This is a genomic window from Leclercia sp. CFBP8987 (assembly GCF_034044995.2).
In the GTDB taxonomy this organism is placed as follows: domain Bacteria; phylum Pseudomonadota; class Gammaproteobacteria; order Enterobacterales; family Enterobacteriaceae; genus Enterobacter; species Enterobacter tamurae.
On the sequence record NZ_CM188255.1, the window covers coordinates 4,672,210 to 4,694,991 of the forward strand.

Consider the following 22,782-nt stretch of genomic DNA (forward strand, 5'->3'; position numbering starts at 1 on the left):
GATCAATTTAACACCTTGCCGTTTGACCGTAAAGAAAGATGCGCTACATACAAGTGTAGCACCGTTCTGTACGTGTAAATTCCTGAATACGGCAGCAGGCAACCTCTCTCGCTGCCCTGTCCTGAACCCCTCAACGTCCGTAAACCTGACACTCCCAGGACAACAATGTTAGGATGGTCAGTAGATGATTAAGACGGTAACAAGCATGTTAGACAATGTTTTAAGAATTGCCACACGCCAAAGCCCCCTCGCGCTATGGCAGGCACATTATGTGAAGCAGCGCCTCGAAGCCTGCCATGCGGGCCTGCGTGTTGAGCTGGTGCCGATGGTGACGCGCGGCGATGTTATTCTTGATACACCGCTGGCAAAAGTGGGCGGTAAAGGCCTGTTCGTCAAAGAACTGGAGCTGGCCCTGCTTGAGGATCGCGCCGATATCGCCGTCCACTCCATGAAGGACGTGCCGGTTGATTTCCCTGAGGGGCTGGGCCTGGTCACCATTTGCGAGCGCGACGATCCGCGCGATGCCTTTGTGTCAAACCACTACGACTCGCTGGAAGCCCTGCCCCAGGGCAGCATCGTTGGCACGTCAAGTTTACGCCGCCAGTGTCAGCTGGCCGAGTCGCGCCCGGATCTGGTGATCCGCTCGCTGCGCGGTAACGTCGGTACCCGTCTTGGCAAGCTGGATAACGGTGAGTACGACGCCATCATTCTGGCGGTTGCCGGTCTGAAACGCCTGGATCTGGAATCGCGCATTAAGGTGGCGTTGCCTCCGGAACAGTCGCTGCCGGCCGTGGGCCAGGGCGCGGTGGGCATTGAGTGCCGCCTCGACGATACCCGCACCCATGCGCTGCTGGCACCGCTCAATCACCATGAGACCGCGATCCGCGTCCAGGCCGAGCGCGCCATGAACACCCGCCTTGAAGGGGGATGTCAGGTGCCGATTGGCAGCTATGCTGAATTAATTGATGGCGAACTGTGGCTGCGTGCGCTGGTTGGCGCGCCGGACGGTTCGCAGATGGTGCGCGGCGAACGTCGTGGTCATCCCCAGGATGCAGAACAGCTGGGTATTTCCCTGGCAGAAGAGCTATTGAACAACGGCGCCCGTGAAATTCTTGCGGAAGTCTATAATGGAGAACCCCCGGCATGAGTATTCTCGTCACCCGCCCTTCTCCCGCAGGAGATCAGTTAGTGAGCCGTCTGCGCACACTGGGGCAGGTGGCGTGGAGTTTTCCGCTGATTGAGTTCTCTCCGGGCCGGGAGCTTCCCCTGCTCGCCGGGCATCTTGCCGCGCTGCAGGAGGGTGACATGCTGTTTGCCCTGTCACAGCATGCGGTGGAGTTTGCCCACGCCCGGCTGCAACAGGACGGCCAGCGCTGGCCGGATGCGCCACGCTATTTTGCCATCGGCAGAACCACCGCCCTGGCGCTGCATACCGAAAGTGGCAAAGACATTCGCTATCCGCTGGATCGGGAAATCAGCGAAGTGTTGCTACAATTACCTGAATTACAAACCGTTGTGGGGAAGCGCGCCCTGATTTTGCGCGGCAACGGAGGGCGAGAACTGCTGGGCGACACGCTGCGTGAGCGCGGAGCAGAAGTGACATTTTGTGAATGTTATCAACGTTGTAATAAACATTATGACGGTGCGGAAGAGGCGATGCGCTGGGAGTCTCGCGGCGTTACCACCCTGGTGGTGACCAGCGGCGAAATGTTGCAACACCTCTGGTCGCTGATCCCACAATGGTATCGTGAAAACTGGTTACTCCGCTGTCGGCTTCTGGTCGTCAGTGAGCGTCTGGCGAACCTCGCCCGGGAACTGGGCTGGCAAGATATTCGGATCGCTGATAACGCCGACAACGATGCGCTGCTGCGCGCATTACAATAACTCTCATAATGGGAAGCCATAATGACGGAACAAGAAAAATCCTCCGCCGTGGTTGAAGAGACCAGGGAGACTGTGGACACCACGCCACAGCCAGAAACGACAGAGAAAAAACATGGCAGCAATAAAACCAGTCTGGCGTTAAGCGCGATTGCTATCGCCATTGCGCTGGCCGCAGGCATCGGCCTGTATGGTCTGGTGAAAAAACAAGCCACCGACCAGACTGCCGCCCGCGATGCGCTGGTGACCCAGGTTACCGCCCTGCAACAGGCCCAGCAGACGCAGAAAGCCGAACTGGATGCGGTGATCAAGCAGCAGGCAGCCCAGCTCGCTGACGCCAACCGCCAGCAGGCGGAGCTGACGAAGCAGCTGGATGAGATGCAGCAGAAAGTGGCAACCATTTCCGGCACCGACGCTAAAACCTGGCTGTTGGCGCAGGCTGATTTCCTGGTCAAACTGGCCGGACGCAAGCTGTGGAGCGATCAGGATGTCACCACCGCCGCCGCGCTGCTGAAAAGCGCCGACGCCAGCCTGGGCGACATGAACGACCCAAGCCTGATCACCGCCCGCCGCGCGCTTACTCAGGATATCGCCAGCCTGGGGACCGTTTCGCAGGTGGACTACGACGGCATTATTCTGAAAGTGAATCAGCTGTCGAACCAGATCGATAACCTGCGTCTGGCAGACAATAACGACGACGATTCCCCTATGGACTCCGACAGTAGCGAACTTTCCAGCTCGCTGAGCGAGTGGCGCATCAACCTGCAGAAAAGCTGGCAGAACTTTATGGACAGCTTCATCACCGTCCGCCGTCGCGATGAGACCACCGTGCCGCTGTTAGCCCCGAATCAGGATGTCTATCTGCGCGAAAACCTGCGCTCGCGTCTGCTGGTGGCCGCCCAGGCGGTACCTCGCCATCAGGAAGAGACATATAAGCAGGCGCTGGATAACGTTTCGACCTGGGTGCGTGCGTACTACGATACTGACGATGCCACCACCACGGCCTTCCTCGAAGATGTGGACAAGCTGAGCCAACAGAACATCACCATGAACGTACCGGATAAGCTGGAAAGCCAGCCGATTCTGGAGAAGCTGATGCAGACGCGCGTGCGCAACCTGCTGGCACAGCCGGGCGTGGCCGCAGAGCAAGCTCCCGCTTCCGCTCCGGCCCCTGACAGCGCGCCACAAGGAGAGTAATTATGTTGAAAGTCTTATTACTCTTCGCACTGTTGCTCGCCGGGATCGTGCTTGGTCCTATGCTGGCGGGTCATCAGGGTTACGTGCTGATCCAGACCGATAACTACAATATCGAAACCAGCGTCACCGGGCTGGTGATCATTCTGATCCTGGTAATGGTGGCGTTTCTGGCGATCGAGTGGATCCTGCGCCGCATCTTCCGTACCGGAGCCCATACCCGCAGCTGGTTTGTCGGCCGCAAGCGCCGTCGCGCCCGCAAGCAGACCGAACAGGCGCTGCTCAAGCTGGCCGAAGGCGACTATCAGCAGGTTGAGAAGCTGATGTCGAAGAACGCCGACCATGCAGAGCAACCGGTGGTCAACTACCTGCTGGCGGCCGAAGCGGCCCAGCAGCGCGGCGACGAAGTACGCGCCAATCAGCATCTGGAGCGCGCCTCCGAACTGGCCGAAAACGATCCGATCCCGGTGGAGATCACCCGGGTGCGTCTGCAGCTGGCGCGTAACGAAAACCATGCCGCCCGACACGGCGTCGATCGTCTGCTGGAGATCGCCCCGCGTCATCCGGAGGTTCTGCGTCTGGCTGAGCAGGCCTATATCCGCACCGGCGCCTGGGGCTCGCTGCTGGACATCATCCCGTCGATGGCAAAAGCAGACGTGGGTGACGATGAGCAGCGCGACGACCTGCAACGTCAGGCCTGGATTGGTCTGATGGACCAGGCCCGCGCCGATCAGGGCAGCGATGGCCTGAAGGCCTGGTGGAAAAATCAGAGCCGCAAAACGCGTCAGCAGGTGCCGCTGCAGGTAGCTATGGCAGAGCACCTGATTGAGTGTGACGATCACGATACCGCGCAGAGCATCATTCTTGATGGTCTGAAGCGCCAGTATGACGATCGGCTGGTGATGGTGATCCCGCGTCTGAAAACCAATAACCCGGAACAGATCGAGAAGATGCTCCGCCAGCAGATCAAAACCGTGGGCGATCGTCCACTACTGTGGAGCACCCTGGGTCAGTCCCTGGCCAGACATGGCGAATGGAAAGAGGCCAGCCTCGCCTTCCGCGCCGCGTTAAAACAGCGCCCGGATGCGTTCGACTACGCCTGGCTGGCGGATACCCTGGACAAGCTGCATCTGCCAGAGGAAGCCGCCACGATGCGTCGCGATGGCCTGCTGCTGACATTGCAGAACAATCCCCCGCAGCAGTAATTGCACAGGAGGCCTGACGGCCTCCTTTTTTATTTGCTACATTCTTTGCATCATCTTCATGAGACCGCCTCCGCCAATGTAACGACCTCCTTTCATTAAACATTTTTCCTGCACACGCCTTTGCGGCGTGGACTCACTTGTTTTTGAAAGGATCGTTTCATGAACACGCTTTTATCTGCGCTTATTCGCGCGCTCCGCAGCCATCGCTGGCTGCGCCTGCTGGCCTGCGCTTTTCTGTTTACCTCTGTGGGGAATGGCTTAACCCAGGTGATGGTCTTTGGCCTGCTGCTGGACTGGCAGGCTCCCGCCTCTTTACTGACCCTGGCTTATCTGTTTGCCACGCTGCCGGGATTTCTTGGCAGCCTCGTCGGGGAGAAGCTCTGTATGCGCTTTTCGCCCATCCGTCTGCTGGTCCTGACCGAGTGGCTGGGTCTGCTGGCCCTGCTATTTCCCCTGCTGGGCATTCAGTTTCACAGTATGGTGGCGCTGCTGGCGGTGCAATCCACCGAGGCTTTTCTGGCAGGCATGAGCTGGCCTGCCCTGACTTTGCTATTCCGACGGGGATTATCCGAAGACGAGCTGCCTGCGGCGACATGTCTGGAGACGATGATCTTTGCTTCGCAGGTGCTGCTGGGGACCGGGCTGGGTATGGTGCTGTTTCATCATCTGCCCGCTCTGGCACTGCTGGGGATCGACGCGCTCACTTTTGTGGGCTCCTTGCTGATGCTGATCCTCACTGGCAGCGCCTTGCCTTCTCTGGCGCCTGAGCAGGCAGCGGAAACCGAAAGACCGGTGACGGTGCGCTGGCAAACGCTGGCCCCGCTGCAAAAACGCAGCCTGTTATTGCTCCCCGCGCTCGCCGCCGTGGGGTCGCCCGCCATGGCGCTGCTGCCTGCCCTGGCGCAACAGATTGAGCCGGATGATGCTGCCGGGCTGGCCCTGCCCCTTCTCTTTGCCCGCAGTATGGGGCAGCTGTGCGGCCCGCTGCTGCTGAAAAGAGAGAACCTGTCCCGCTACGCCAGACAAAACCGTCTCCTGCTGCTCTGCCTCGGAATTTTTTTATTCGCTTACGGGACGATCCCACTACTATCGGGAACGCAAGCGCTGGGGGTAGTGTTTATTGCCCATCTGGCCTCGAACATCGTTTTTGCGGTGGGTACCTTTAGCCTGTTGAGCAGCTTTCAGGCCAGCCAGGTCTCCTCCGCCAGCGGTAAAGCGTGGCGATGGCAAACCGTCAGCGCGTCACTCTTTACCTGCACCACGGCGCTGATTGCTGACGTGCTGGGGCCGCTGCAGGCGCTGTACGGCGTGTCGGGCTGTGCCTTGCTGATGGTGGTGGGGATCCTGACGCGCTACTGCAGATAAGGCATAAAAAAACGCCTGCTAAAAAGCAGGCGTTAAACAGGTCTGTTCGACAACTTGTGGTGCTTCACTCAACGTTATGTCCATGGTGTTTGATGAGGCCGAAGCGACATCTGTCGGTGGACGATAAGCACCGTAAATGGCTCTGCATCATTCCGGGGTTTATGAGGCACTAAGGCGAACATAAGAGATGGAATGAGCATCTACACGTATATTATTGCACGCAACGTGCCAACGTTGCACAGGGAAGTTGTCCGCTCTCCAACTTTTTAAGATAAAAGGAAATTATGTTATTCAGGCAGATTACGGGCGGCTGGATAAGGCGGGAGCGCGGGCAAAGTGTCTCCTGAAAACGACACCCCGGCACAGAAAGGGATATATTGCTATTTTTCATGAAGTTAAGTGTCACTTATTCACGACAGGCCGGAATATCGGTGTCGGCAATTAGCAACAGAAGGGAGGAATAGCAGAAAACAAAAAACCCCGCCGAAGCGGGGTTCAAAATTGGTCGGCGAGAGAGGATTCGAACCTCCGACCCACTGGTCCCAAACCAGTTGCGCTACCAAGCTGCGCTACTCGCCGTTGTACTGCTTTTTTGAATTTTTAGTTCAATTCATTAAAAGTCGTGGTGCGAGGGGGGGGACTCGAACCCCCACATCCTAAGGACACTAACACCTGAAGCTAGCGCGTCTACCAATTCCGCCACCTTCGCAATTCACAACTTTTCAAATAATGGGGTGGCTAATGGGACTCGAACCCACGACAACTGGAATCACAATCCAGGGCTCTACCAACTGAGCTATAGCCACCACAACTTTATTCTTTCACGCGGTTCTGCCTACTTCACAGACCACCGCAGCTCTAGCACCGGGTAAAATGGTGCGCCCGACAGGATTCGAACCTGAGACCTCTGCCTCCGGAGGGCAGCGCTCTATCCAGCTGAGCTACGGGCGCTTAGCGCCGTTGCGGGGCTGGATATTACGGAGGTCTCGCTCTGCTGTCTAGTGCTTTTTCAAAATAAATGCGCGTTTGATTACAGTTTGCGCACTTTGCCGCATATTACTGCGTTTTGCCGCTTTCGACGTGTCGTCCCAGGCCAAAAAGCTTATATCCCAGGCTCACGGCAGCGATAAATATCATCCCGACATACAGCGACATGCGAGTGTCTTCATTGAAATACATGCCAATCAGCACGCAGATCAGGAAGGCCATAGTCAGATAGTTCGCCCATGGGAACAGAATGGAGCGGAACGGATGGCTGGCGATCGCTTTTTTATGTGCCTGGCGGAAACGCAGCTGGCTAATCAGGATCACAAACCACGGCACCATTCCCGGCAGAACGCTGGCGCTGTACACGTAGACAAAGACGCGCTGCGGGTTCGGGATGATGTAGTTCAGGCATGATCCCACCAGCAGGATGGCAATTGAGATGGCCACTCCCGCCACCGGTACTCCCGCACGGGAGACTTTGCCTACCGCCGCCGGAAGCTGGCGATTTTTCGCCAGGGCATAAAGCATACGCCCGCAGCTGTACATGCCGCTGTTACAGCCGGACAGTGCCGCCGTCAGCACCACAAAGTTGATAATGCCTGCCGCCGCGGTAATACCGATTTTGGCGAAGGTCAGCACAAACGGGCTGCCGGTGGTGCCAATCTGGTTCCACGGGAAGATAGTGACGATGACGAAAATCGCGCCCACATAGAAGATCAGGATACGCCACAGCACTTTGCCTACCGCGCTGCGCAGAGTCACCTGCGGGTTTTTGGCTTCGCCAGCGGTGATGCCGATCAGCTCAACGCCCTGATAGGACGCCACCACGATGCACAGCGCCGTCAGGAAGCCCTTCCAGCCGCCAGCAAAGAAGCCGCCGTGCTCGGTCAGATTGCCAAAGCCAATTGCCTGCCCACCGTTGCCAAAGCCAAAGAAGATAACCCCTATCCCGATGACGATCATTACGATGATGGTAGTGACTTTGATCATCGCGAACCAGAATTCAATCTCACCGTACAGACGCACGGCCGCGAGGTTGGCCAGTGCAACCAGTCCCACGGCAATCAGCGCGGGTATCCATTGCGCCATCTCCGGGAACCAGAACTGCACATAGACCCCGATGGCGGTGATCTCCGATATCCCGACCGCCATCCACATAAACCAGTAGGACCAGGCCGTGAGATAGCCAAAGAACGGGCTCATGTAGCGATGAGCGTAGACGGCGAACGAACCGGCAACCGGCTCAAGGAACAGCATTTCCCCCATCGAGCGCATGATAAAGAAGACGAACAGCCCGGCGATGATATACGCCAGCAGGACCGACGGCCCCGCCCATTTCAGGGTACTGGCGGAGCCCATAAACAGGCCCACCCCAATCGTCCCGCCCAGGGCGATAAGTTCGATATGACGAGCTTCCAGCCCACGCTGAAGCTCCGGTTTTTTCTCTGCCATAAATCCTCGGTTGTGCTTGCGACTCTCCCGGCCTGAGCCGGTTATTGTTATAGGTACAGATGTGCTATCACGGGCTGTGCGATATGGACCGTTTATATTAACGGTTGATGCAAAAACAGCCTGATACGGTAGTGCGGGGAGGAATGGTTTCTTAAATTGGGCGAAATGGCAAACGATGCGTTAAAAAAATGAATGTATTGCACAGAAAAGCAGCAGATTTGCAGGCAGGTTGCAGCGCGACCAGCAGATCGCGCTGCAAATAAGAGATTAAAGCCGACCGGAGTAGTGCCAGCCGAGATAACGCAGCAGACGCAGCTGGCGGCTGATGCGGCTGGGCTGTGATAACAGGCGATACAGCCACTCCAGCCCCAGGTTCTGCCAGACCTTTGGTGCCCGCTTCACATGGCCGGTAAAGACGTCGTAGGTGCCGCCCACCCCCATGTACAGCGCGTCCGGGTAGACCTGACGGCAGTCGCGCATCAGGATCTCCTGACGCGGGGAGCCCATCGCCACGGTGACAATCTTCGCCCCACTGTCACGAATCCGGGCAAACAGCGCCTGCTGCTGCTCGGCGCTGAAGTAACCGTCCTGGCTGCCGACGATATTTACCTGCCATTGGGTCCGCAGCTTCTGCTCGGTTTGCGCCAGAATCTCCGGCTTGCCGCCGATGAGGAACACCGGCGTGCCGTCTGCGCCTGCTCTTGCCATCAGCGCTTCCCAAAGGTCGGCCCCTGCCACACGGGAGATGTTGGCATCCGGGTATTTCTTACGCACCGAGCGTACTACGCTTATCCCGTCAGCGTATTTAAACTCCGCCGCCTCAATGAGCTCCCGCACCTGAGCGTTGTCCTCAATGGTAAGCATTTTTTCTGCATTGATGGCCACCAGCGTGCCGGTTTTAATCCTGTCACCAGCGCAGAGATAGTCCAGCGCATGTTGCATATCACGCCAGCCGATCAGCTTCAGGCCCCGCAGGTCATACTGCGGCGCAGAGGTATTGTCAGTCATTATTATCCTTACTCAGACTCGCGAAAGCGCCCTGCCGTTTGCCGGTTCGCGCTTGTGCACTAACCCGGCGCTGTCGAACAGCCAGTACAGCAGCTTCGCCATCAGCAGACAGGCGCCAAAAACCACCATGAAAAAGACCACGCGGGAGACGAACGAATCCAGCCCTTCTCGCGCCAGCACGATCATATTGAAAATGGCACCGAAACAGAAACTATGCAAAATCGCTGCCTTATAGCGATTGGTCTCCTGATTGCCCAGCGTATAAAGCCAGTCGAACCATTTGATAATCAGCCCCACGGCGATTGCACCGGGCAGGATAAACCAGCCGCCGCCCATCACTACCAGCGAGCCGATCAGCGTCGGGGAAATCGCCAGCCCGGAGTGGTTGTTCAGCACTTCCCAGGTAAAGTAGTTGGCGGTGTTCAGGACCACGCCCGGCCTGTCCGGCCATAGCCAGGTGGGGATAAAGACATAAAAATCACGCACGATGGGCGCCAGCCCCTGGAAGTCGATTTTGTCGTAGTTTTGCAGCAGCAGGGCCAGATTCTCCCACGGCGAGAAGGTATCGCGGGTGAGGTACAGGAAGGTGTAAAACGCCTCATCGCCGCTGACGTCCATGCCATAGCGTTTCAGCGCCAGCCAGAACATGCCTACGATCCCCATTACACCTGCAGCGGCCAGCATCCACAGCGAGATCCAGCCGCGAATGATGCCGATAAACAGGAAGATGGCGAAGGCGATAATGATGTTGGCTCGCGTGCCGCCGACAATCATGTAGGTCAGCAGACCAAACGCCACGGTGCTGACGAGGAAAAACAGCCACGCCCGGGCATTCTGCCGCAGAAAATAGATCACCAGCATCGCCGGAATGAAGAAGTAGAAGAAGCGCTTGAGCGCCACCCCGGAGACTTCGCTGGAGAAAATCTGACTGTAGGAGTGCAGCTTAAACAGCAAAAAGCCGTTATGCATAAAGAAGATACCGACGGTGACCAGCGCAATCCCCATCAGCATCATCCATGTCAGATGGGTCTCGACCCGGTTCATGGTAAACAGAGGCCGTCGCTCAGCGCCAGAGCGGACGGGCTTCAGCCGCGTTTTATAGGCAACGTAGTACACCCCATAGAAGCAGGTGGCTGACAGCAGCGCCTGCATCAGGATCTCCGGTGGCACGACGGCCACATCGAAGCGGAACACCAGCATGCTGGTCAGCGGGAAGCCAAAATAAAAGGTCAGCAGAAACAGCAGCGAGAAAAAGACGTTGAAGTTAAAGCGCACCCGCCGGAACTCGAACCAGGTCAGGGTCGCGATAAACAGCGCGCTCAGAAGCCAGATGAGCAACAGGCCGCTAAATTGCAACTGGCTCATACTTTCTCCCCTGAGGCGATCCGCAGCGCCTGATGCCACGGCGTGAGGTAGTTCGGGCTGAAGAAGTCGATGGCGTTCTTGTCCACTTGCGCCAGCTGTCGCTGCGCTTCACGCACCACTCCTTCATTCAGGTCGTCGGTGGTGAACAGCACCGGAATGTGCTGCTCCGCCATATCCTGCCAGAACGGGTTGTCGCGGTTAAGCACGCACGGCACGCCCGCCTGGATCAGCAGACACAGCGTGCCAATCCCCTGCTGACGCGCGAAGATGAAGTAGCCCAGATCGCACTGGCGCAGCAAGGCGAGGTAGTCGTCAAAGGCCAGCTTATCGCTGAGGATCTGCAGATTCTCCGGGCTAAACAGCGCCAGCCCGCTCTGACGGACTTCATCGATGTACGCCGCGTTATTAGCAGGATAGCCCATGGGCACGATCACGTTGACCGTATCGCCAAACTGCTGATGCACCGCCTTCAGGGCCGCAATATGGTCGTTGCTGCGGTCTCCGGAGTTGCCCACCAGAATCGTCAGCTTGCCCTCGCGTTTCACGTCACTGGCTAAGCCGTTCAGGGCGGGATCCATGCGAGTCGGGAAATAGAGCATCTCACCGCGGACGTTCGGATGACGTTGGGCGAAATAGTTCAGATCGCCGCGGGTGGCAAAGATACAGCCCACGCGCCCCTGCGCCATGCGACGCAGCGGGTAGAAGAGACGGAACTTCCAGCCCTGGGAGACTTCATACAGGTCTGCGCCCCAGATATGCCAGTTAAACTGCGCGGGCTTGATGCCCCCGCTCAGCAGCGCCAGCCACAGGCCGGTATTGAACTGCCCGTGGAAAAAGAAACGCTGCTGGCGATCCGCTTTGGCTTTGGCGATCACCGCGTTGGCAAGCGACGCTTTGTCCGGCCAGAAAGTGAGATTCAGTGCCGGGCAGGCGGCGCTGAGGCCGGTATCCTTCCCCGCCACCATAAATTCGCGCGCATGCACGCTGCCGGGGGCCAGCTCATCATTAAAGAACCGCAGTACGGTCTGGTTATGGTGTGGGATATCCGATCCCAGGACGTGAATCAGTGCAGTCATGCGCGTTTATGCCAAAGTAAAAAGACGCCGCAACAGGCAGCAAAATAGACAATGTAGGTGGCCATATAGGCCTGAGCCGCACCCAGCGCGCCGTGCGCGGGGATCAGCCAGTGAGAGAACGCCGTCAGCAACGTGAACTGGCTGATTTCCGCCAGGATATAGAGCTTTAACGAGGCTTTAGCGATAACCAGATAGCCAAAAACGTAAGCGCCTACTTTCAGCACATCGCCCACCAGCTGCCAGGCGAACAAATCGCGCATCGCGGTAAACTTGTCGGAGAAGAGCAGCCAGATGGCGACATCACGCAGCAGCCAGACGGTAAAGCTGGCCGCCGCCACTGCCGGTAAGACGAAGCGCAGGGAGCGGAGTATCTCGCGGGTGATCTCCTGCCGGGCGGTAAGTCGCGACAGGGTTGGTAGCAGGTAGACGCTAAAGGAGGCAGTAATAAACTGCAGATAGGCATCCGAGATGCTGCTGACCCCTTGCCAGATCCCTACCTCATCCCAGCTGTAGTGCGCTGCCAGCAGGTTTCGCATCATCACATAGGCCACCGGCAGGGTGACGGAGGTGATAAGCGCCATCAGGGTAAATTTACCCAGTTGTCCTGCGAGGAGCTTGTCCCATTTCGGCTTGAGATAGTGCAGCGGAATCGTGCCTCTGCGCATCAGCATCACCGCCGCCGGGATCACCACCAGCGCCGGCACCAGCGCCAGCCCCAGCAGCGCGCCTTCGTAGCCGCCGAGACGATAGCAGGCGTAGTAGGCGACGACCCCAATCAGGCTACCAACAATCAGCGCCAGGGCATTGCCGGCGGCATCGCGGAAGCCCTTCATCAGCGCCAGCAGCAGGTTCGCCCAGGCGATGCCCATCTGCACTAACGCCACCAGCCGCACCAGGCCCTGATAACCCGTATGACCAAACAGCCCCTGGCTGATGGGCGCGGCCGCCAGTAAAAAGATCACCGCCAGCAGGGTGGAAAAGCCCAGCACCATCGCTGATGATGTCCCGACCACCATGCGTAATTGCGCCTTATCGTCATGATATTGCGCGACGTACTTGGTGACGCCGTTGAAGATCCCCGCCCCAGCCAGTACGCCCAGCACGGTAACCAGCTGACGGAAGTTACCCGCCTGCCCGACACCAGAAGGGCCAAATGAGACCGCCAGCAGTTTGACGACCAGCAGTCCTGTGCCGATCTTGACGAGTGTGGACGCGGCGGTCCACACCGATGCTTTCGCCAGAGACATATCAGCCGAAATAACTCAGAAGGGTATTAATGACCGTGCGCTGGTTGACCGCAGCGAGGTTATAGAACAGCGGCAAGCGGAGTAACCGCTCACTTTCTTTGGTAGTGAAGCGATCTTCACCCACGAACTGGCCAAAGGCTTCACCGGCCGGGCTGGAGTGCAGCGGAATGTAGTGGAACACCGCCAGGATCTCAGCCTCTTTCAGGTACGCGATCAGCTCGCTGCGATCGTCGTTATCCCGCAGCTTGATGTAGAACATATGCGCGTTATGCACGCAGTCCGCAGGGATAGTCGGCAGCTCGATACGGCCTTTGCGCGCCAGCGGGGCCAGCGCATCGTAATAGGTCTGCCACAGCGCCAGGCGCTGCTGGTTGATGCGGTCTGCCGCCTCCAGCTGGGCCCACAGATACGCGGCCTGCAGATCCGCCATCAGGTAACTGGAGCCGATATCGCGCCAGGTGTACTTATCCACCTGTCCACGGAAGAACTGGCTGCGGTTAGTGCCTTTCTCGCGGATGATCTCCGCGCGCTCCACCAGGGCGCGATCGTTAATCAGAGTAGCGCCGCCTTCACCGCCTGCGGTGTAGTTTTTGGTTTCGTGGAAGCTAAAGCAGCCGATATGCCCGATGGTACCCAGGGCGCGGCCTTTGTAGGTGGACATCACGCCCTGCGCAGCATCTTCCACCACATACAGGTTGTGCTTTTTGGCGATCGCCATGATGGTGTCCATCTCGCAGGCCACACCGGCATAGTGCACCGGCACGATGGCGCGGGTCTTGTCGGTGATTGCCGCTTCAATCAGCTTCTCGTCAATGTTCATGGTATCCGGGCGGACATCCACGAAGACGATTTTCGCCCCGCGCAGCACGAAGGCGTTGGCGGTGGAGACGAAGGTGTAGCTCGGCATAATCACTTCATCGCCAGCACCGATGTCCAGCAGCAGGGCTGCCATCTCCAGCGAGGCGGTGCAGGACGGGGTCAGCAGGACTTTCGCGCTCTGAAAGCGCTGCTCCATCCACTGCTGGCAACGACGCGTGTAGCCGCCATCACCACAGAGTTTGCCGCTGCCCATCGCAGACTGCATGTAATCAAGTTCAGTGCCCACCACAGGAGGCGCATTAAATGGGATCATCTTGTCACCTGTATAGCCAGTAAGCGGTGGTTTCGATGTTGCCGCCGCTGGCGATATAACGTTTAAGCGCGGCGGTGTTGCCCATCTGGGTCGCCACCCGCAAAGTAGAAAGCTGCTGTTGCTGAGCCCAGCACAGCGCCGCCTGCATTAACCGCTCCCCCATGCCGCGCCCGGCCAGCAGGCCAATACGCGCCTCGGTGTCATTCAGTTTACGCAGGGAGACAAACCCCTGGATGGCGCCATCCGGCGCACGGAACACCAGGCAGAGATGGTCGAAACTGCCTTTTACCGCATTTTCGATCCACTGGGCATAGAAGCGACCGCTGTCGTCCGGGGCGTACCACGGCGTGCGAAAGCGGCTCTGCGCAAACGCCTGAGCGGCTAGCTGGCGCAGCGCCGGGATATCCTGCTCCGTGGCGATCTCCGCTCCAGGACACGCATGCTGCGTCACCGCGATCGCGAGATCGACTTCACCTTCCACCAGCCTGAAGCCCTGCTGCTGGAGGGCATCCAGCCAGTCGGCCCGGGTGGCCGGAATTTTGACCTGCACACGTTGCCAGGCGGCTAAATCATCAGCCGCCAGCAAAGGGGCGTCATCAGCCAGGCGCACAATGGCCGTGGGCAGGGAGAAAAACTGACTTTCCCAGTCCAGCGGCTGTAATTCGCCACGCAGCTGCATCAGCGCCAGACACCTTTGGTATCAACGATAAATTCCTGACGCACGGCATCGCCCGAAATCGCTTTAAACTCGTTATGATCCACCAGCAGTACCAGCACATCGGCGGTGGCCAGCGCATCATCCACGCGCGTCAGGGTGCAGTGTCCAGCCAGCTTGTTCGGCAGCTCATGGATATTGGGTTCAACCACCTGGGTTTCACCGCTGTGCCAGTCGGCAATCATCTCCGCAATTTCCATCGCCGGGCTTTCACGCAGATCGTCAATGTTCGGCTTAAAGGCGAGACCAAAACAGGCGATGGTCACCTCGTTCGCCCGCTTGCCGCTCTGCGTCAGGTAATCTGCCACCGTGGCTTTCACCTGGTTCAGCACCCAGTGCGGTTTGCTGTCGTTCACTTCGCGGGCCGTACGGATCAGGCGCGCCTGCTGCGGGTTCTGCGCCACGATAAACCACGGGTCGACCGCGATACAGTGACCGCCTACGCCCGGGCCAGGTTGCAGGATATTGACGCGCGGATGGCGGTTCGCCAGACGAATCAATTCCCAGACGTTAATTCCCTGATCGGCGCAAATCAGCGACAGTTCATTGGCAAACGCGATGTTGACATCGCGGAAGCTGTTTTCTGTCAGCTTGCACATCTCGGCGGTGCGGGAGTTGGTCACCACGCACTCGCCTTCGAGGAAGATGTTATACAGCTCGCTGGCGCGGGCGGAACAGACCGGCGTCATGCCGCCTATCACGCGATCGTTTTTAATCAGTTCGACCATCACCTGCCCCGGCAGTACGCGCTCCGGGCAGTAGGCGACGTTAATATCAGCCTGCTCGCCCGCCTGCTGCGGGAAGGTCAGGTCCGGACGCGCCTCGGCCAGCCACTCGGCCATCTGCTCGGTGGCTCCCACCGGGGAGGTCGACTCCAGGATCACCAGGGCGCCTTTTTTCAGCACCGGGGCGATGGATTTGGCAGCTGCCTCGACATACACCATATCCGGCTCATGATCGCCTTTGAACGGCGTCGGCACGGCAATCAGATAGGCATCGGCGGTCACTGGCGTGGTGCTGGCCTTCAGGAATCCTCCCTCAACGGCCGTCTTTACCACCTTGTCGAGATCCGGCTCAACAATGTGAATTTCACCCCTGTTGATCGTCGCAACCGCATGCTGGTTGATATCCACACCCACAACCTGTTTTTGACGGGAGGCAAATGCCGCCGCCGTTGGCAGCCCAATGTAGCCAAGCCCAATGACAGAAATGGTCGTAAAACTCATAGCGATACCCGATTGTGTTTGAGTGCGTACAAAATACGGTCACAGGCCTGGCCATCACCATACGGATTATGGGCCCGGCTCATGGCCTGATACTCTTTATCGTCGTGCAGCAGGCGCGTCACCTCTTCCACGATGGCTCGTGAATCAGTACCCACCAGCCGCACCGTTCCGGCTTTGACCGCTTCCGGTCGCTCGGTGGTTTCACGCATCACCAGCACCGGTTTTCCGAGTGACGGAGCTTCTTCCTGAATACCGCCAGAATCCGTCAGGATCAGCCAGGCATGGTTCATCAGCCAGACGAAAGGCAGATAGTCCTGCGGCTCAATAAGAATGACGTTTTCAACGTGCCCCAGGATGCGGTTGACCGGCTCACTGACGTTAGGATTCAGGTGGACCGGATAGACAATCTGCACATCTTCATTTTGTGCTGCGATTTCTGCCAGCGCATGGCAGATTTGCTCGAAGCCCTGACCAAAGCTTTCCCGACGGTGTCCGGTGACCAGGATCATCTTTTTGCCAGTAGCCAGGAAAGGATACCGCTCCGCCAGTTCGCCACGCAGGGTGTCACTCGCCAGCACCCGATCGCGTACCCAGATCAGGGCGTCGATCACCGTGTTGCCGGTGACAAAGATATGCTGGTCGTTAACGTTCTCGCGCAGCAGGTTCTGCCGGGAGTTCTCCGTCGGCGCGAAGTGGTACATCGCCAGATGCCCGGTCAGAGTACGGTTCGCCTCTTCAGGCCAGGGGGAGGAGAGATCGCCGGTACGCAATCCGGCTTCGACATGCCCCACCGGAATACGCTGATAGAACGCCGCCAGACTGGTGGCGATGGTGGTGGTGGTATCTCCATGCACCAGCACGACATCAGGCTTAAACGACTCCAGAATAGGTTTTAACCCTTCCAGAATACGGCAGGTAATTTCAGTTAATCCTTGTCCCGGCTTCATAATATTGAGGTCGTAATCGGGAACAATAGAAAAGAGGTTAAGGACCTGATCCAGCATCTCCCGATGCTGTGCAGTAACGCAAACTTTCGCCTCAAAATAAGGGTCGCTTGCCAGCGCATGAACCAGGGGCGCCATCTTGATGGCTTCCGGCCTCGTACCAAAGACGGTTAGTACTTTCACATCGATTCTCTTCGATTAGGCGATGAAGGCCATAAGCCTTCATCGTAGATGGCGTTCTTAATTTTTGCGACGACGGGTTAATGCCACGCCAGCGCCAATTAAAGCACCCACAATCCCCCACATAATCATCAGGAATGCGCGACGTGGACTATCGCGTTTTACAGGTTCTTCAGGAGTTCGCAAATAACGATAGGTCTGAAAACGTGGGTCCAGTGTCGGACCTACGTTGAGGGTGGTCAGCATGGCGCGATTTTGGTCATAGTCGAGGTCAACATCCGGCCCCACGGCCTGCAGGTTTTCCAGACGCGCCTGCAGCATCGGGCGGCCCAGCAGGAACATTTCAGAGTCCGGCAGTTCGGCCGCCGGCACGTCGGTTTCGCTGCGGGAGATATTGCTCTTCTCAGCAATCTTCAGCGCCTGTTCAATATTATGTACCCGGCGATTGAAGATCGCTTTCGCTACCTCTTCCTGACGTTTGACCTGCGCTTTCATCTGTACGGTACGCGCCGCCCAGGCCCCTTTCAGCTCATCATTCAGATGGCTGGCCGCTCGCTGGCTGGCAAACGCGACGTACTGACGCAGCAGGTTGTTAGCGTCTGGCGCGGTTTCCGCAATCAGTTTGACGTTGTCATTGATGTTGCGCAGCGGGTCGCCCGCCATAAACTGAATATTGTTGATCAGCTCATCCAGCAGGGCGGCATCGGCCTTGCTGTTGCCCACCATCCGCTGTTTGAAATAGTCGGTCTGGTTCCAGAAATCACGACGAGTATCCCAGGAGGCGAGCTGCATGATAAACTCTTTGTAAGACTCATCCATCACCGAAGGTTGGTCGGCGGAGGTTGGATTCGCTTTTACATCCAGGTTACGCAAAAACTGTTGCTGGGAGTAGAAACCTCCGAGCATGTTCACCGTCGGGCGATCGGTAATCGCCGTCGCGCTCCACTCCTGTCTGGCGAAAAAGGTATAAGCCAGGGCGATAAGTGCAAAGCCCAGCGCCATACCTGCAATCCAAAACTTGCCCGCCCATAACACGCGGAACAAGCCACGAACATCCAGCTCATTCTCAGTTACCACTGATTTTGCTCCCGCCAACGGTTGAGTCATTACAGTCCCGATTTACTTGGTTAAAGTTGGGTTATTGCCATTATTTCGACGCATACGGCGCTTCACGCGTTTAATAAACCGCGCCACTTTCCATGCGCGTTTAATACAATAGCCGTACAGGAAAAATGCTAGCAAGAATAATACCAACATTACCCATTCAGGGATGAAATGTGCGTATTCTGCGGCAACACCGATCCCGGCCAGCAGAGCCGCGGCCAGGGTAATTAAGACAAATGCCTGACGCGAGGTGAAGCCGGCACGCATAATGAGATGGTGAATGTGTTGACGATCTGGCGAGAACGGACTCATCCCTTTACGCAGACGGCGATACATAATCGCCACCATATCCATCAGCGGAATAGCAATAATCCACAGCGCCGTCACCGGGCTGATCGGGTGGGTATTCCCTTGAGTGGTTTCCAGCAGGATCCAGATAACGGTAAAACCAATCAGCGTACTCCCGGCATCGCCCATAAAGACTTTGTAGCGACGGCCCAGCACACCCAGGTTAAGGAGGATATAAGGCAGAATGGCGGCAATCATTGCAAAGCACCACATCGACAGGCTGTACTGACCGTCGAACCACAGAATGATGCCGATTGCGGCGAACGAAACGCTGGAGAGACCACCCAGCAGGCCGTCAATGCCGTCCACCATGTTAAAGGCGTTAATCGCCGCCCACACGGCAAACAGTGTCAGGAAGTAGCCGAACGGCCCCAGCACCATCTCCCAGGTACCGAAGATATAGCCGAGGCTGCTGAGGTAGAGCTTCCCGACTACCATCATGATGACGCCGATAGCCGCCTGAACCGCGGCGCGGAACTTCACGCTAATATCGAATCTGTCGTCCAGCGCCCCCACCAGTACCAGCACACCGGCACAGGACAGATAGAGCGCCGCATGCGGGATATAGTAATCCGCAATACTGAAGGTGAAGCAGATGCCCGCATAAACAGAGATTCCGCCAACCAGCGGAATCAAGCCTTGATGGCGTTTACGATAATTGGGCTTATCCACCAGACCGACTCTCTTCGCCGCCTTACGGGCAAGAAATAGAAAGCAGGTGGTGAAAAGAAAAATACTGATTAGCTCAGTCACCGCGGTGAGTAGATTCACTATGGATACTCTCAACAAATGTTAATCCCGGAAGTATAACCTTGAAGGCTCGGCTCCAGAAGGAAAAAGCAGGCCTCACCCAAGTCCCTTTGTTTATTTTTCAAACAATTAATTTTCTACTTTGACGAACATTCCGATTTTCGCCATCCGCAGAATAATTCTACAGCGCACTGTAACAGCGTATAAGTCAGAAAAGAAAAACGCCACGTAAAAACGTGGCGTTCAGGCGCTTTATTTACTTTACGAGCGTTTCATCATATCGAAGAAATCGTCGTTAGTTTTGGTCATCGCCAGTTTGTTAATGAGGAACTCCATTGCGTCGATTTCACCCATTGGATGGATGATTTTGCGCAGGATCCACATTTTCTGCAGCTCTTCCTGAGTGGTGAGCAGCTCTTCTTTACGGGTACCGGAACGGTTGTAGTCAATAGCCGGGAAGACGCGTTTTTCCGCAATCTTACGAGAGAGGTGCAGTTCCATGTTGCCTGTACCTTTAAACTCTTCGTAGATAACCTCATCCATTTTGGAGCCGGTATCGACAAGCGCCGTAGCGATAATGGTCAGGCTACCGCCCTCTTCCACGTTTCGCGCCGCACCGAAGAAGCGTTTTGGACGATGCAGGGCGTTAGCGTCCACACCACCGGTCAACACTTTACCGGAAGCCGGCACCACGGTGTTATAGGCACGCGCCAGACGGGTAATGGAGTCAAGGAGGATGATAACGTCTTTCTTATGCTCAACCAGACGCTTCGCCTTCTCGATCACCATCTCCGCAACCTGAACGTGACGGGATGCCGGTTCGTCAAAGGTCGATGCAATAACTTCGCCTTTCACCAGACGCTGCATCTCGGTCACTTCTTCCGGACGTTCGTCAATCAGCAGCACCATCAGCACGCAGTCAGGATGATTGTAAGCAATGCTCTGCGCGATATTCTGCAGCAGCATGGTTTTACCCGCTTTTGGCGGTGCCACAATCAGACCACGCTGGCCACGACCAATCGGCGACGCCAGATCCAGAACGCGAGCGGTTAAGTCTTCGGTAGAACCGTTACCACGCTCCATGCGCAGGCGAGAGTTCGCGTGCAGCGGCGTTAAGTTCTCGAACAGGATCTTATTACGCGAGTTTTCTGGTTTGTCGTAGTTAACTTCGTTAACTTTCAACAGCGCAAAGTAGCGTTCACCCTCTTTAGGAGGACGAATCTTACCTGAAATGGTGTCACCAGTGCGGAGGTTGAAACGGCGGATTTGGCTGGGGGAAACGTAGATATCATCAGGACCGGCGAGGTAGGAGCTGTCTCCAGAGCGGAGGAATCCAAATCCGTCCTGCAATATCTCCAGCACACCGTCGCCAAAGATATCTTCGCCACTCTTTGCGTGCTGCTTCAGGATGGCAAAAATGATGTCCTGCTTGCGCATACGGGCCTGGTTTTCCAGTCCCATATTTTCGCCGAGAGTGATCAGCTCAGAAACCGGCGTATTCTTTAATTCGGTAAGATTCATAATGGTGTGGGTTCTTAAACTCGGGGTAATACTCGAACTTAATTTGTGAATGGTATGGCAGGGTCATCCATGCCTGTTTAGCGGCCATCAACTCATGTCTGTTCGCTGTCTGCTTACAGGGAAAGCACAGAACTGAAACGACGAGACGGATTGAGTGACAAGCCCGGAATCTATCCACTTCACGCACTGTTTACAAAGGAACAACGGGAAGTATCGGGTAAAACAAGATTCAAACAACAAGGTATGTTTAAAACGAAGTCATAGGTAACTTAGCACGACTCAAGCCGGGCGTCCAGAGATCCAAACAATTTAGAAACCCTGGACGCACAGACGAGAACCTTACGCCAGGTTGGCGTCAAGGAACTCTTTCAGCTGACCTTTGGACAGTGCGCCCACTTTGGTCGCTGCCACTTCACCGTTTTTGAACAGCAGCAGGGTTGGGATGCCGCGGATGCCGTACTTAGGCGCGGTGCCAGGGTTCTGGTCGATGTTCAGTTTCGCTACGGTCAGTTTGCCCTGATATTCGTCAGCGATCTCATCCAGAATCGGGGCGATCATTTTGCAAGGACCACACCATTCAGCCCAGAAATCGACGAGGATCAGCCCGTCAGCTTTAAGTACGTCCGTGTCAAAACTGTCGTCAGTCAGGTGAATAATTTTATCGCTCATATATAACTCCACAGGAATAAGCCTGGTGCGTTGATCTCGCTTCCATCAACGACCTGTTGATGTAGCATTAACCAACTAAAGGTTGACTTTATTTCACCGGATACGCTTTCGTAAAGCAATAGATAGCTGATATTCTACCACACTATGAGCAAAACACATTTAACAGAACAGAAGTTTACCGACTTCGCCCTGCACCCAAAAGTCATCGAAGCCCTTGAAAATAAAGGGTTTCATAACTGCACGCCTATTCAGGCTCTCGCCCTCCCGCTAACGCTGGCAGGCCGCGATGTTGCAGGGCAGGCGCAAACCGGTACCGGCAAAACGATGGCGTTTTTAACGTCAACGTTTCATTATTTACTTTCTCACCCGGCAATTGCTGACCGCAAAGTTAACCAGCCGCGCGCGCTGATCATGGCCCCGACGCGAGAACTGGCGGTACAGATCCACGCTGACGCAGAACCGCTGGCACAGACCACCGGCCTGAAACTCGGCCTGGCCTACGGCGGTGACGGTTACGACAAACAGCTGAAAGTGCTGGAAAGCGGCGTCGATATTTTGATCGGCACCACCGGCCGTCTGATCGATTACGCCAAACAGAACCACATTAACCTCGGTGCTATCCAGGTTGTGGTACTGGATGAAGCCGATCGCATGTACGATCTGGGCTTCATTAAAGATATCCGCTGGCTGTTCCGCCGCATGCCTGTCGCTAACCAGCGCCTGAACATGCTGTTCTCGGCAACGCTGTCGTATCGCGTGCGTGAACTGGCGTTCGAACAGATGAACAACGCAGAATACGTTGAAGTGGAACCGGAACAGAAAACCGGCCACCGTATTAAAGAAGAGCTCTTCTACCCGTCGAACGAAGAGAAAATGCGTTTACTGCAAACGCTGATCGAAGAAGAGTGGCCAGATCGCGCCATTGTATTCGCCAACACCAAACACCGTTGTGAAGATATCTGGGGCCATCTGGCTGCGGATGGACACCGTGTAGGTCTGTTGACCGGCGACGTCGCGCAGAAAAAACGCCTGCGCATTCTTGAAGATTTCACCCGTGGCGACCTGGATATTCTGGTAGCAACGGACGTCGCCGCACGCGGTCTGCACATCCCGGCGGTCACCCACGTCTTCAACTACGACCTGCCGGATGACTGCGAAGATTACGTTCACCGTATCGGCCGTACCGGTCGTGCGGGCGCCAGCGGTCACTCTATCAGCCTTGCCTGTGAAGAGTACGCCCTGAACCTGCCGGCAATTGAGACCTACATCGGTCACTCGATTCCGCAGAGTAAATACAACCCGGATGCGCTGTTAAGCGAACTGCCACCAGCGAAGCGCCTGACCCGCGCCCGTTCCGGCAATGGCCCGCGCCGTAACAGCGCCCCGCGTAACCGTCGTCGTTCAGGTTAAAAA

19 protein-coding genes and 4 tRNA genes are annotated in these 22,782 nt (G+C 56.6%); 6 read left to right on the forward strand and 17 right to left on the reverse strand.

Features of this window, described 5'->3' with window-relative positions; genetic code table 11:
- Positions 1–205: 205 nt before the first annotated feature.
- From hemC to SOM40_RS22535, 5 genes are all read left to right on the forward strand, one after another.
- Positions 206–1,147: a hydroxymethylbilane synthase gene (gene hemC, locus SOM40_RS22515; RefSeq protein ID WP_106995934.1), complete on the forward strand. Its 942-nt coding sequence runs from the start codon at positions 206–208 to the stop codon at positions 1,145–1,147.
- Entirely contained in the window at positions 1,144–1,884 is a 741-nt protein-coding gene (gene hemD, locus SOM40_RS22520; RefSeq protein WP_320531130.1) for a uroporphyrinogen-III synthase, read from the forward strand. The genes hemC and hemD overlap by 4 nt, the downstream gene beginning before the upstream one ends.
- Positions 1,885–1,905: 21 nt before the next feature.
- Complete coding sequence (gene hemX / locus SOM40_RS22525) at positions 1,906–3,078, forward strand: uroporphyrinogen-III C-methyltransferase (RefSeq protein WP_312999426.1); 1,173 nt, start codon at positions 1,906–1,908, stop codon at positions 3,076–3,078.
- 2 nt (positions 3,079–3,080) lie between these two features.
- Complete coding sequence (hemY, locus tag SOM40_RS22530) at positions 3,081–4,280, forward strand: protoheme IX biogenesis protein HemY (RefSeq protein ID WP_106995937.1); 1,200 nt, start codon at positions 3,081–3,083, stop codon at positions 4,278–4,280.
- A 159-nt stretch (positions 4,281–4,439) separates the two neighbouring features.
- Positions 4,440–5,645 carry an MFS transporter gene (locus SOM40_RS22535; protein WP_106995938.1) on the forward strand — a complete coding sequence of 402 codons (1,206 nt, stop codon included), beginning with the start codon at positions 4,440–4,442 and terminating at the stop codon, positions 5,643–5,645.
- A gap of 502 nt (positions 5,646–6,147) precedes the next feature.
- Here SOM40_RS22535 and SOM40_RS22540 read toward each other — a convergent pair.
- The 17 genes from SOM40_RS22540 to trxA form a co-directional block, all read right to left on the reverse strand.
- Positions 6,148–6,224: transfer RNA gene (locus tag SOM40_RS22540), tRNA-Pro, on the reverse strand.
- Between the two features lie 44 nt (positions 6,225–6,268).
- Positions 6,269–6,354 (reverse strand) — tRNA-Leu (locus tag SOM40_RS22545).
- A 21-nt stretch (positions 6,355–6,375) separates the two neighbouring features.
- Positions 6,376–6,451: transfer RNA gene (locus SOM40_RS22550), tRNA-His, on the reverse strand.
- 68 nt (positions 6,452–6,519) lie between these two features.
- Positions 6,520–6,596, reverse strand: a tRNA-Arg gene (locus SOM40_RS22555).
- Positions 6,597–6,701: 105 nt separating this feature from the next.
- The gene (gene thrP, locus SOM40_RS22560) at positions 6,702–8,084 is read right to left on the reverse strand and encodes a bifunctional threonine/serine APC transporter ThrP (RefSeq protein ID WP_106995939.1); all 1,383 of its coding nucleotides are present in this window, start codon (positions 8,082–8,084) and stop codon (positions 6,702–6,704) included.
- A 267-nt stretch (positions 8,085–8,351) separates the two neighbouring features.
- The gene (gene wecG, locus SOM40_RS22565) at positions 8,352–9,092 is read right to left on the reverse strand and encodes a lipopolysaccharide N-acetylmannosaminouronosyltransferase (protein ID WP_261645417.1); all 741 of its coding nucleotides are present in this window, start codon (positions 9,090–9,092) and stop codon (positions 8,352–8,354) included.
- Positions 9,093–9,104: 12 nt separating this feature from the next.
- Complete coding sequence (wzyE, locus tag SOM40_RS22570; protein ID WP_312191072.1) at positions 9,105–10,457, reverse strand: ECA oligosaccharide polymerase; 1,353 nt, start codon at positions 10,455–10,457, stop codon at positions 9,105–9,107.
- Positions 10,454–11,533 (reverse strand): TDP-N-acetylfucosamine:lipid II N-acetylfucosaminyltransferase, encoded by a 1,080-nt coding sequence (locus tag SOM40_RS22575; protein WP_320531129.1) that lies wholly within the window; start codon positions 11,531–11,533, stop codon positions 10,454–10,456. The genes wzyE and SOM40_RS22575 overlap by 4 nt, the downstream gene beginning before the upstream one ends.
- Entirely contained in the window at positions 11,530–12,780 is a 1,251-nt protein-coding gene (gene wzxE, locus SOM40_RS22580) for a lipid III flippase WzxE (protein WP_262671343.1), read from the reverse strand. Before wzxE ends, SOM40_RS22575 begins: the two co-directional genes overlap by 4 nt.
- 1 nt (position 12,781) lies before the next feature.
- A complete protein-coding gene (gene rffA, locus SOM40_RS22585; RefSeq protein WP_166184746.1) occupies positions 12,782–13,912 on the reverse strand; it encodes a dTDP-4-amino-4,6-dideoxygalactose transaminase in 1,131 nt (376 codons plus the stop codon).
- A gap of 4 nt (positions 13,913–13,916) precedes the next feature.
- A complete protein-coding gene (gene rffC / locus SOM40_RS22590) occupies positions 13,917–14,591 on the reverse strand; it encodes a dTDP-4-amino-4,6-dideoxy-D-galactose acyltransferase (protein WP_370635179.1) in 675 nt (224 codons plus the stop codon).
- Positions 14,591–15,853, reverse strand: coding sequence for a UDP-N-acetyl-D-mannosamine dehydrogenase (wecC, locus tag SOM40_RS22595; protein ID WP_320531128.1), 1,263 nt, complete (start codon positions 15,851–15,853; stop codon positions 14,591–14,593). The genes rffC and wecC overlap by 1 nt, the downstream gene beginning before the upstream one ends.
- Positions 15,850–16,980 carry a non-hydrolyzing UDP-N-acetylglucosamine 2-epimerase gene (gene wecB / locus SOM40_RS22600; RefSeq protein ID WP_225759972.1) on the reverse strand — a complete coding sequence of 377 codons (1,131 nt, stop codon included), beginning with the start codon at positions 16,978–16,980 and terminating at the stop codon, positions 15,850–15,852. Before wecB ends, wecC begins: the two co-directional genes overlap by 4 nt.
- Before the next feature lie 57 nt (positions 16,981–17,037).
- Complete coding sequence (wzzE, locus tag SOM40_RS22605) at positions 17,038–18,084, reverse strand: ECA polysaccharide chain length modulation protein (RefSeq protein ID WP_106995948.1); 1,047 nt, start codon at positions 18,082–18,084, stop codon at positions 17,038–17,040.
- Between the two features lie 12 nt (positions 18,085–18,096).
- A complete protein-coding gene (gene wecA, locus SOM40_RS22610; RefSeq protein WP_106995949.1) occupies positions 18,097–19,200 on the reverse strand; it encodes a UDP-N-acetylglucosamine--undecaprenyl-phosphate N-acetylglucosaminephosphotransferase in 1,104 nt (367 codons plus the stop codon).
- 240 nt (positions 19,201–19,440) lie between these two features.
- Complete coding sequence (gene rho, locus SOM40_RS22615; RefSeq protein ID WP_052285527.1) at positions 19,441–20,700, reverse strand: transcription termination factor Rho; 1,260 nt, start codon at positions 20,698–20,700, stop codon at positions 19,441–19,443.
- A 339-nt stretch (positions 20,701–21,039) separates the two neighbouring features.
- Entirely contained in the window at positions 21,040–21,369 is a 330-nt protein-coding gene (gene trxA, locus SOM40_RS22620; RefSeq protein ID WP_006179218.1) for a thioredoxin TrxA, read from the reverse strand.
- A gap of 144 nt (positions 21,370–21,513) precedes the next feature.
- Here trxA and rhlB point away from each other — a divergent pair, with 144 nt between their 5' ends.
- Positions 21,514–22,779: an ATP-dependent RNA helicase RhlB gene (gene rhlB / locus SOM40_RS22625; RefSeq protein WP_225759971.1), complete on the forward strand. Its 1,266-nt coding sequence runs from the start codon at positions 21,514–21,516 to the stop codon at positions 22,777–22,779.
- The last annotated feature ends 3 nt before the right edge of the window (positions 22,780–22,782 follow it).

Excerpts from the sequence above, each read along its gene's own strand:
- hemC (WP_106995934.1), top strand. The coding sequence starts at position 206 with ATGTTAGACAATGTTTTAAGAATTGCCACACGCCAAAGCCCCCTCGCG.
- hemD (WP_320531130.1), top strand. The coding sequence starts at position 1,144 with ATGAGTATTCTCGTCACCCGCCCTTCTCCCGCAGGAGATCAGTTAGTG.
- hemX (WP_312999426.1), top strand. The coding sequence starts at position 1,906 with ATGACGGAACAAGAAAAATCCTCCGCCGTGGTTGAAGAGACCAGGGAG.
- hemY (WP_106995937.1), top strand. The coding sequence starts at position 3,081 with ATGTTGAAAGTCTTATTACTCTTCGCACTGTTGCTCGCCGGGATCGTG.
- SOM40_RS22535 (WP_106995938.1), top strand. The coding sequence starts at position 4,440 with ATGAACACGCTTTTATCTGCGCTTATTCGCGCGCTCCGCAGCCATCGC.
- thrP (WP_106995939.1), bottom strand. The coding sequence starts at position 8,084 with ATGGCAGAGAAAAAACCGGAGCTTCAGCGTGGGCTGGAAGCTCGTCAT.
- wecG (WP_261645417.1), bottom strand. The coding sequence starts at position 9,092 with ATGACTGACAATACCTCTGCGCCGCAGTATGACCTGCGGGGCCTGAAG.
- wzyE (WP_312191072.1), bottom strand. The coding sequence starts at position 10,457 with ATGAGCCAGTTGCAATTTAGCGGCCTGTTGCTCATCTGGCTTCTGAGC.
- SOM40_RS22575 (WP_320531129.1), bottom strand. The coding sequence starts at position 11,533 with ATGACTGCACTGATTCACGTCCTGGGATCGGATATCCCACACCATAAC.
- wzxE (WP_262671343.1), bottom strand. The coding sequence starts at position 12,780 with ATGTCTCTGGCGAAAGCATCGGTGTGGACCGCCGCGTCCACACTCGTC.
- rffA (WP_166184746.1), bottom strand. The coding sequence starts at position 13,912 with ATGATCCCATTTAATGCGCCTCCTGTGGTGGGCACTGAACTTGATTAC.
- rffC (WP_370635179.1), bottom strand. The coding sequence starts at position 14,591 with ATGCAGCTGCGTGGCGAATTACAGCCGCTGGACTGGGAAAGTCAGTTT.
- wecC (WP_320531128.1), bottom strand. The coding sequence starts at position 15,853 with ATGAGTTTTACGACCATTTCTGTCATTGGGCTTGGCTACATTGGGCTG.
- wzzE (WP_106995948.1), bottom strand. The coding sequence starts at position 18,084 with ATGACTCAACCGTTGGCGGGAGCAAAATCAGTGGTAACTGAGAATGAG.
- rho (WP_052285527.1), bottom strand. The coding sequence starts at position 20,700 with ATGAATCTTACCGAATTAAAGAATACGCCGGTTTCTGAGCTGATCACT.
- trxA (WP_006179218.1), bottom strand. The coding sequence starts at position 21,369 with ATGAGCGATAAAATTATTCACCTGACTGACGACAGTTTTGACACGGAC.
- rhlB (WP_225759971.1), top strand. The coding sequence starts at position 21,514 with ATGAGCAAAACACATTTAACAGAACAGAAGTTTACCGACTTCGCCCTG.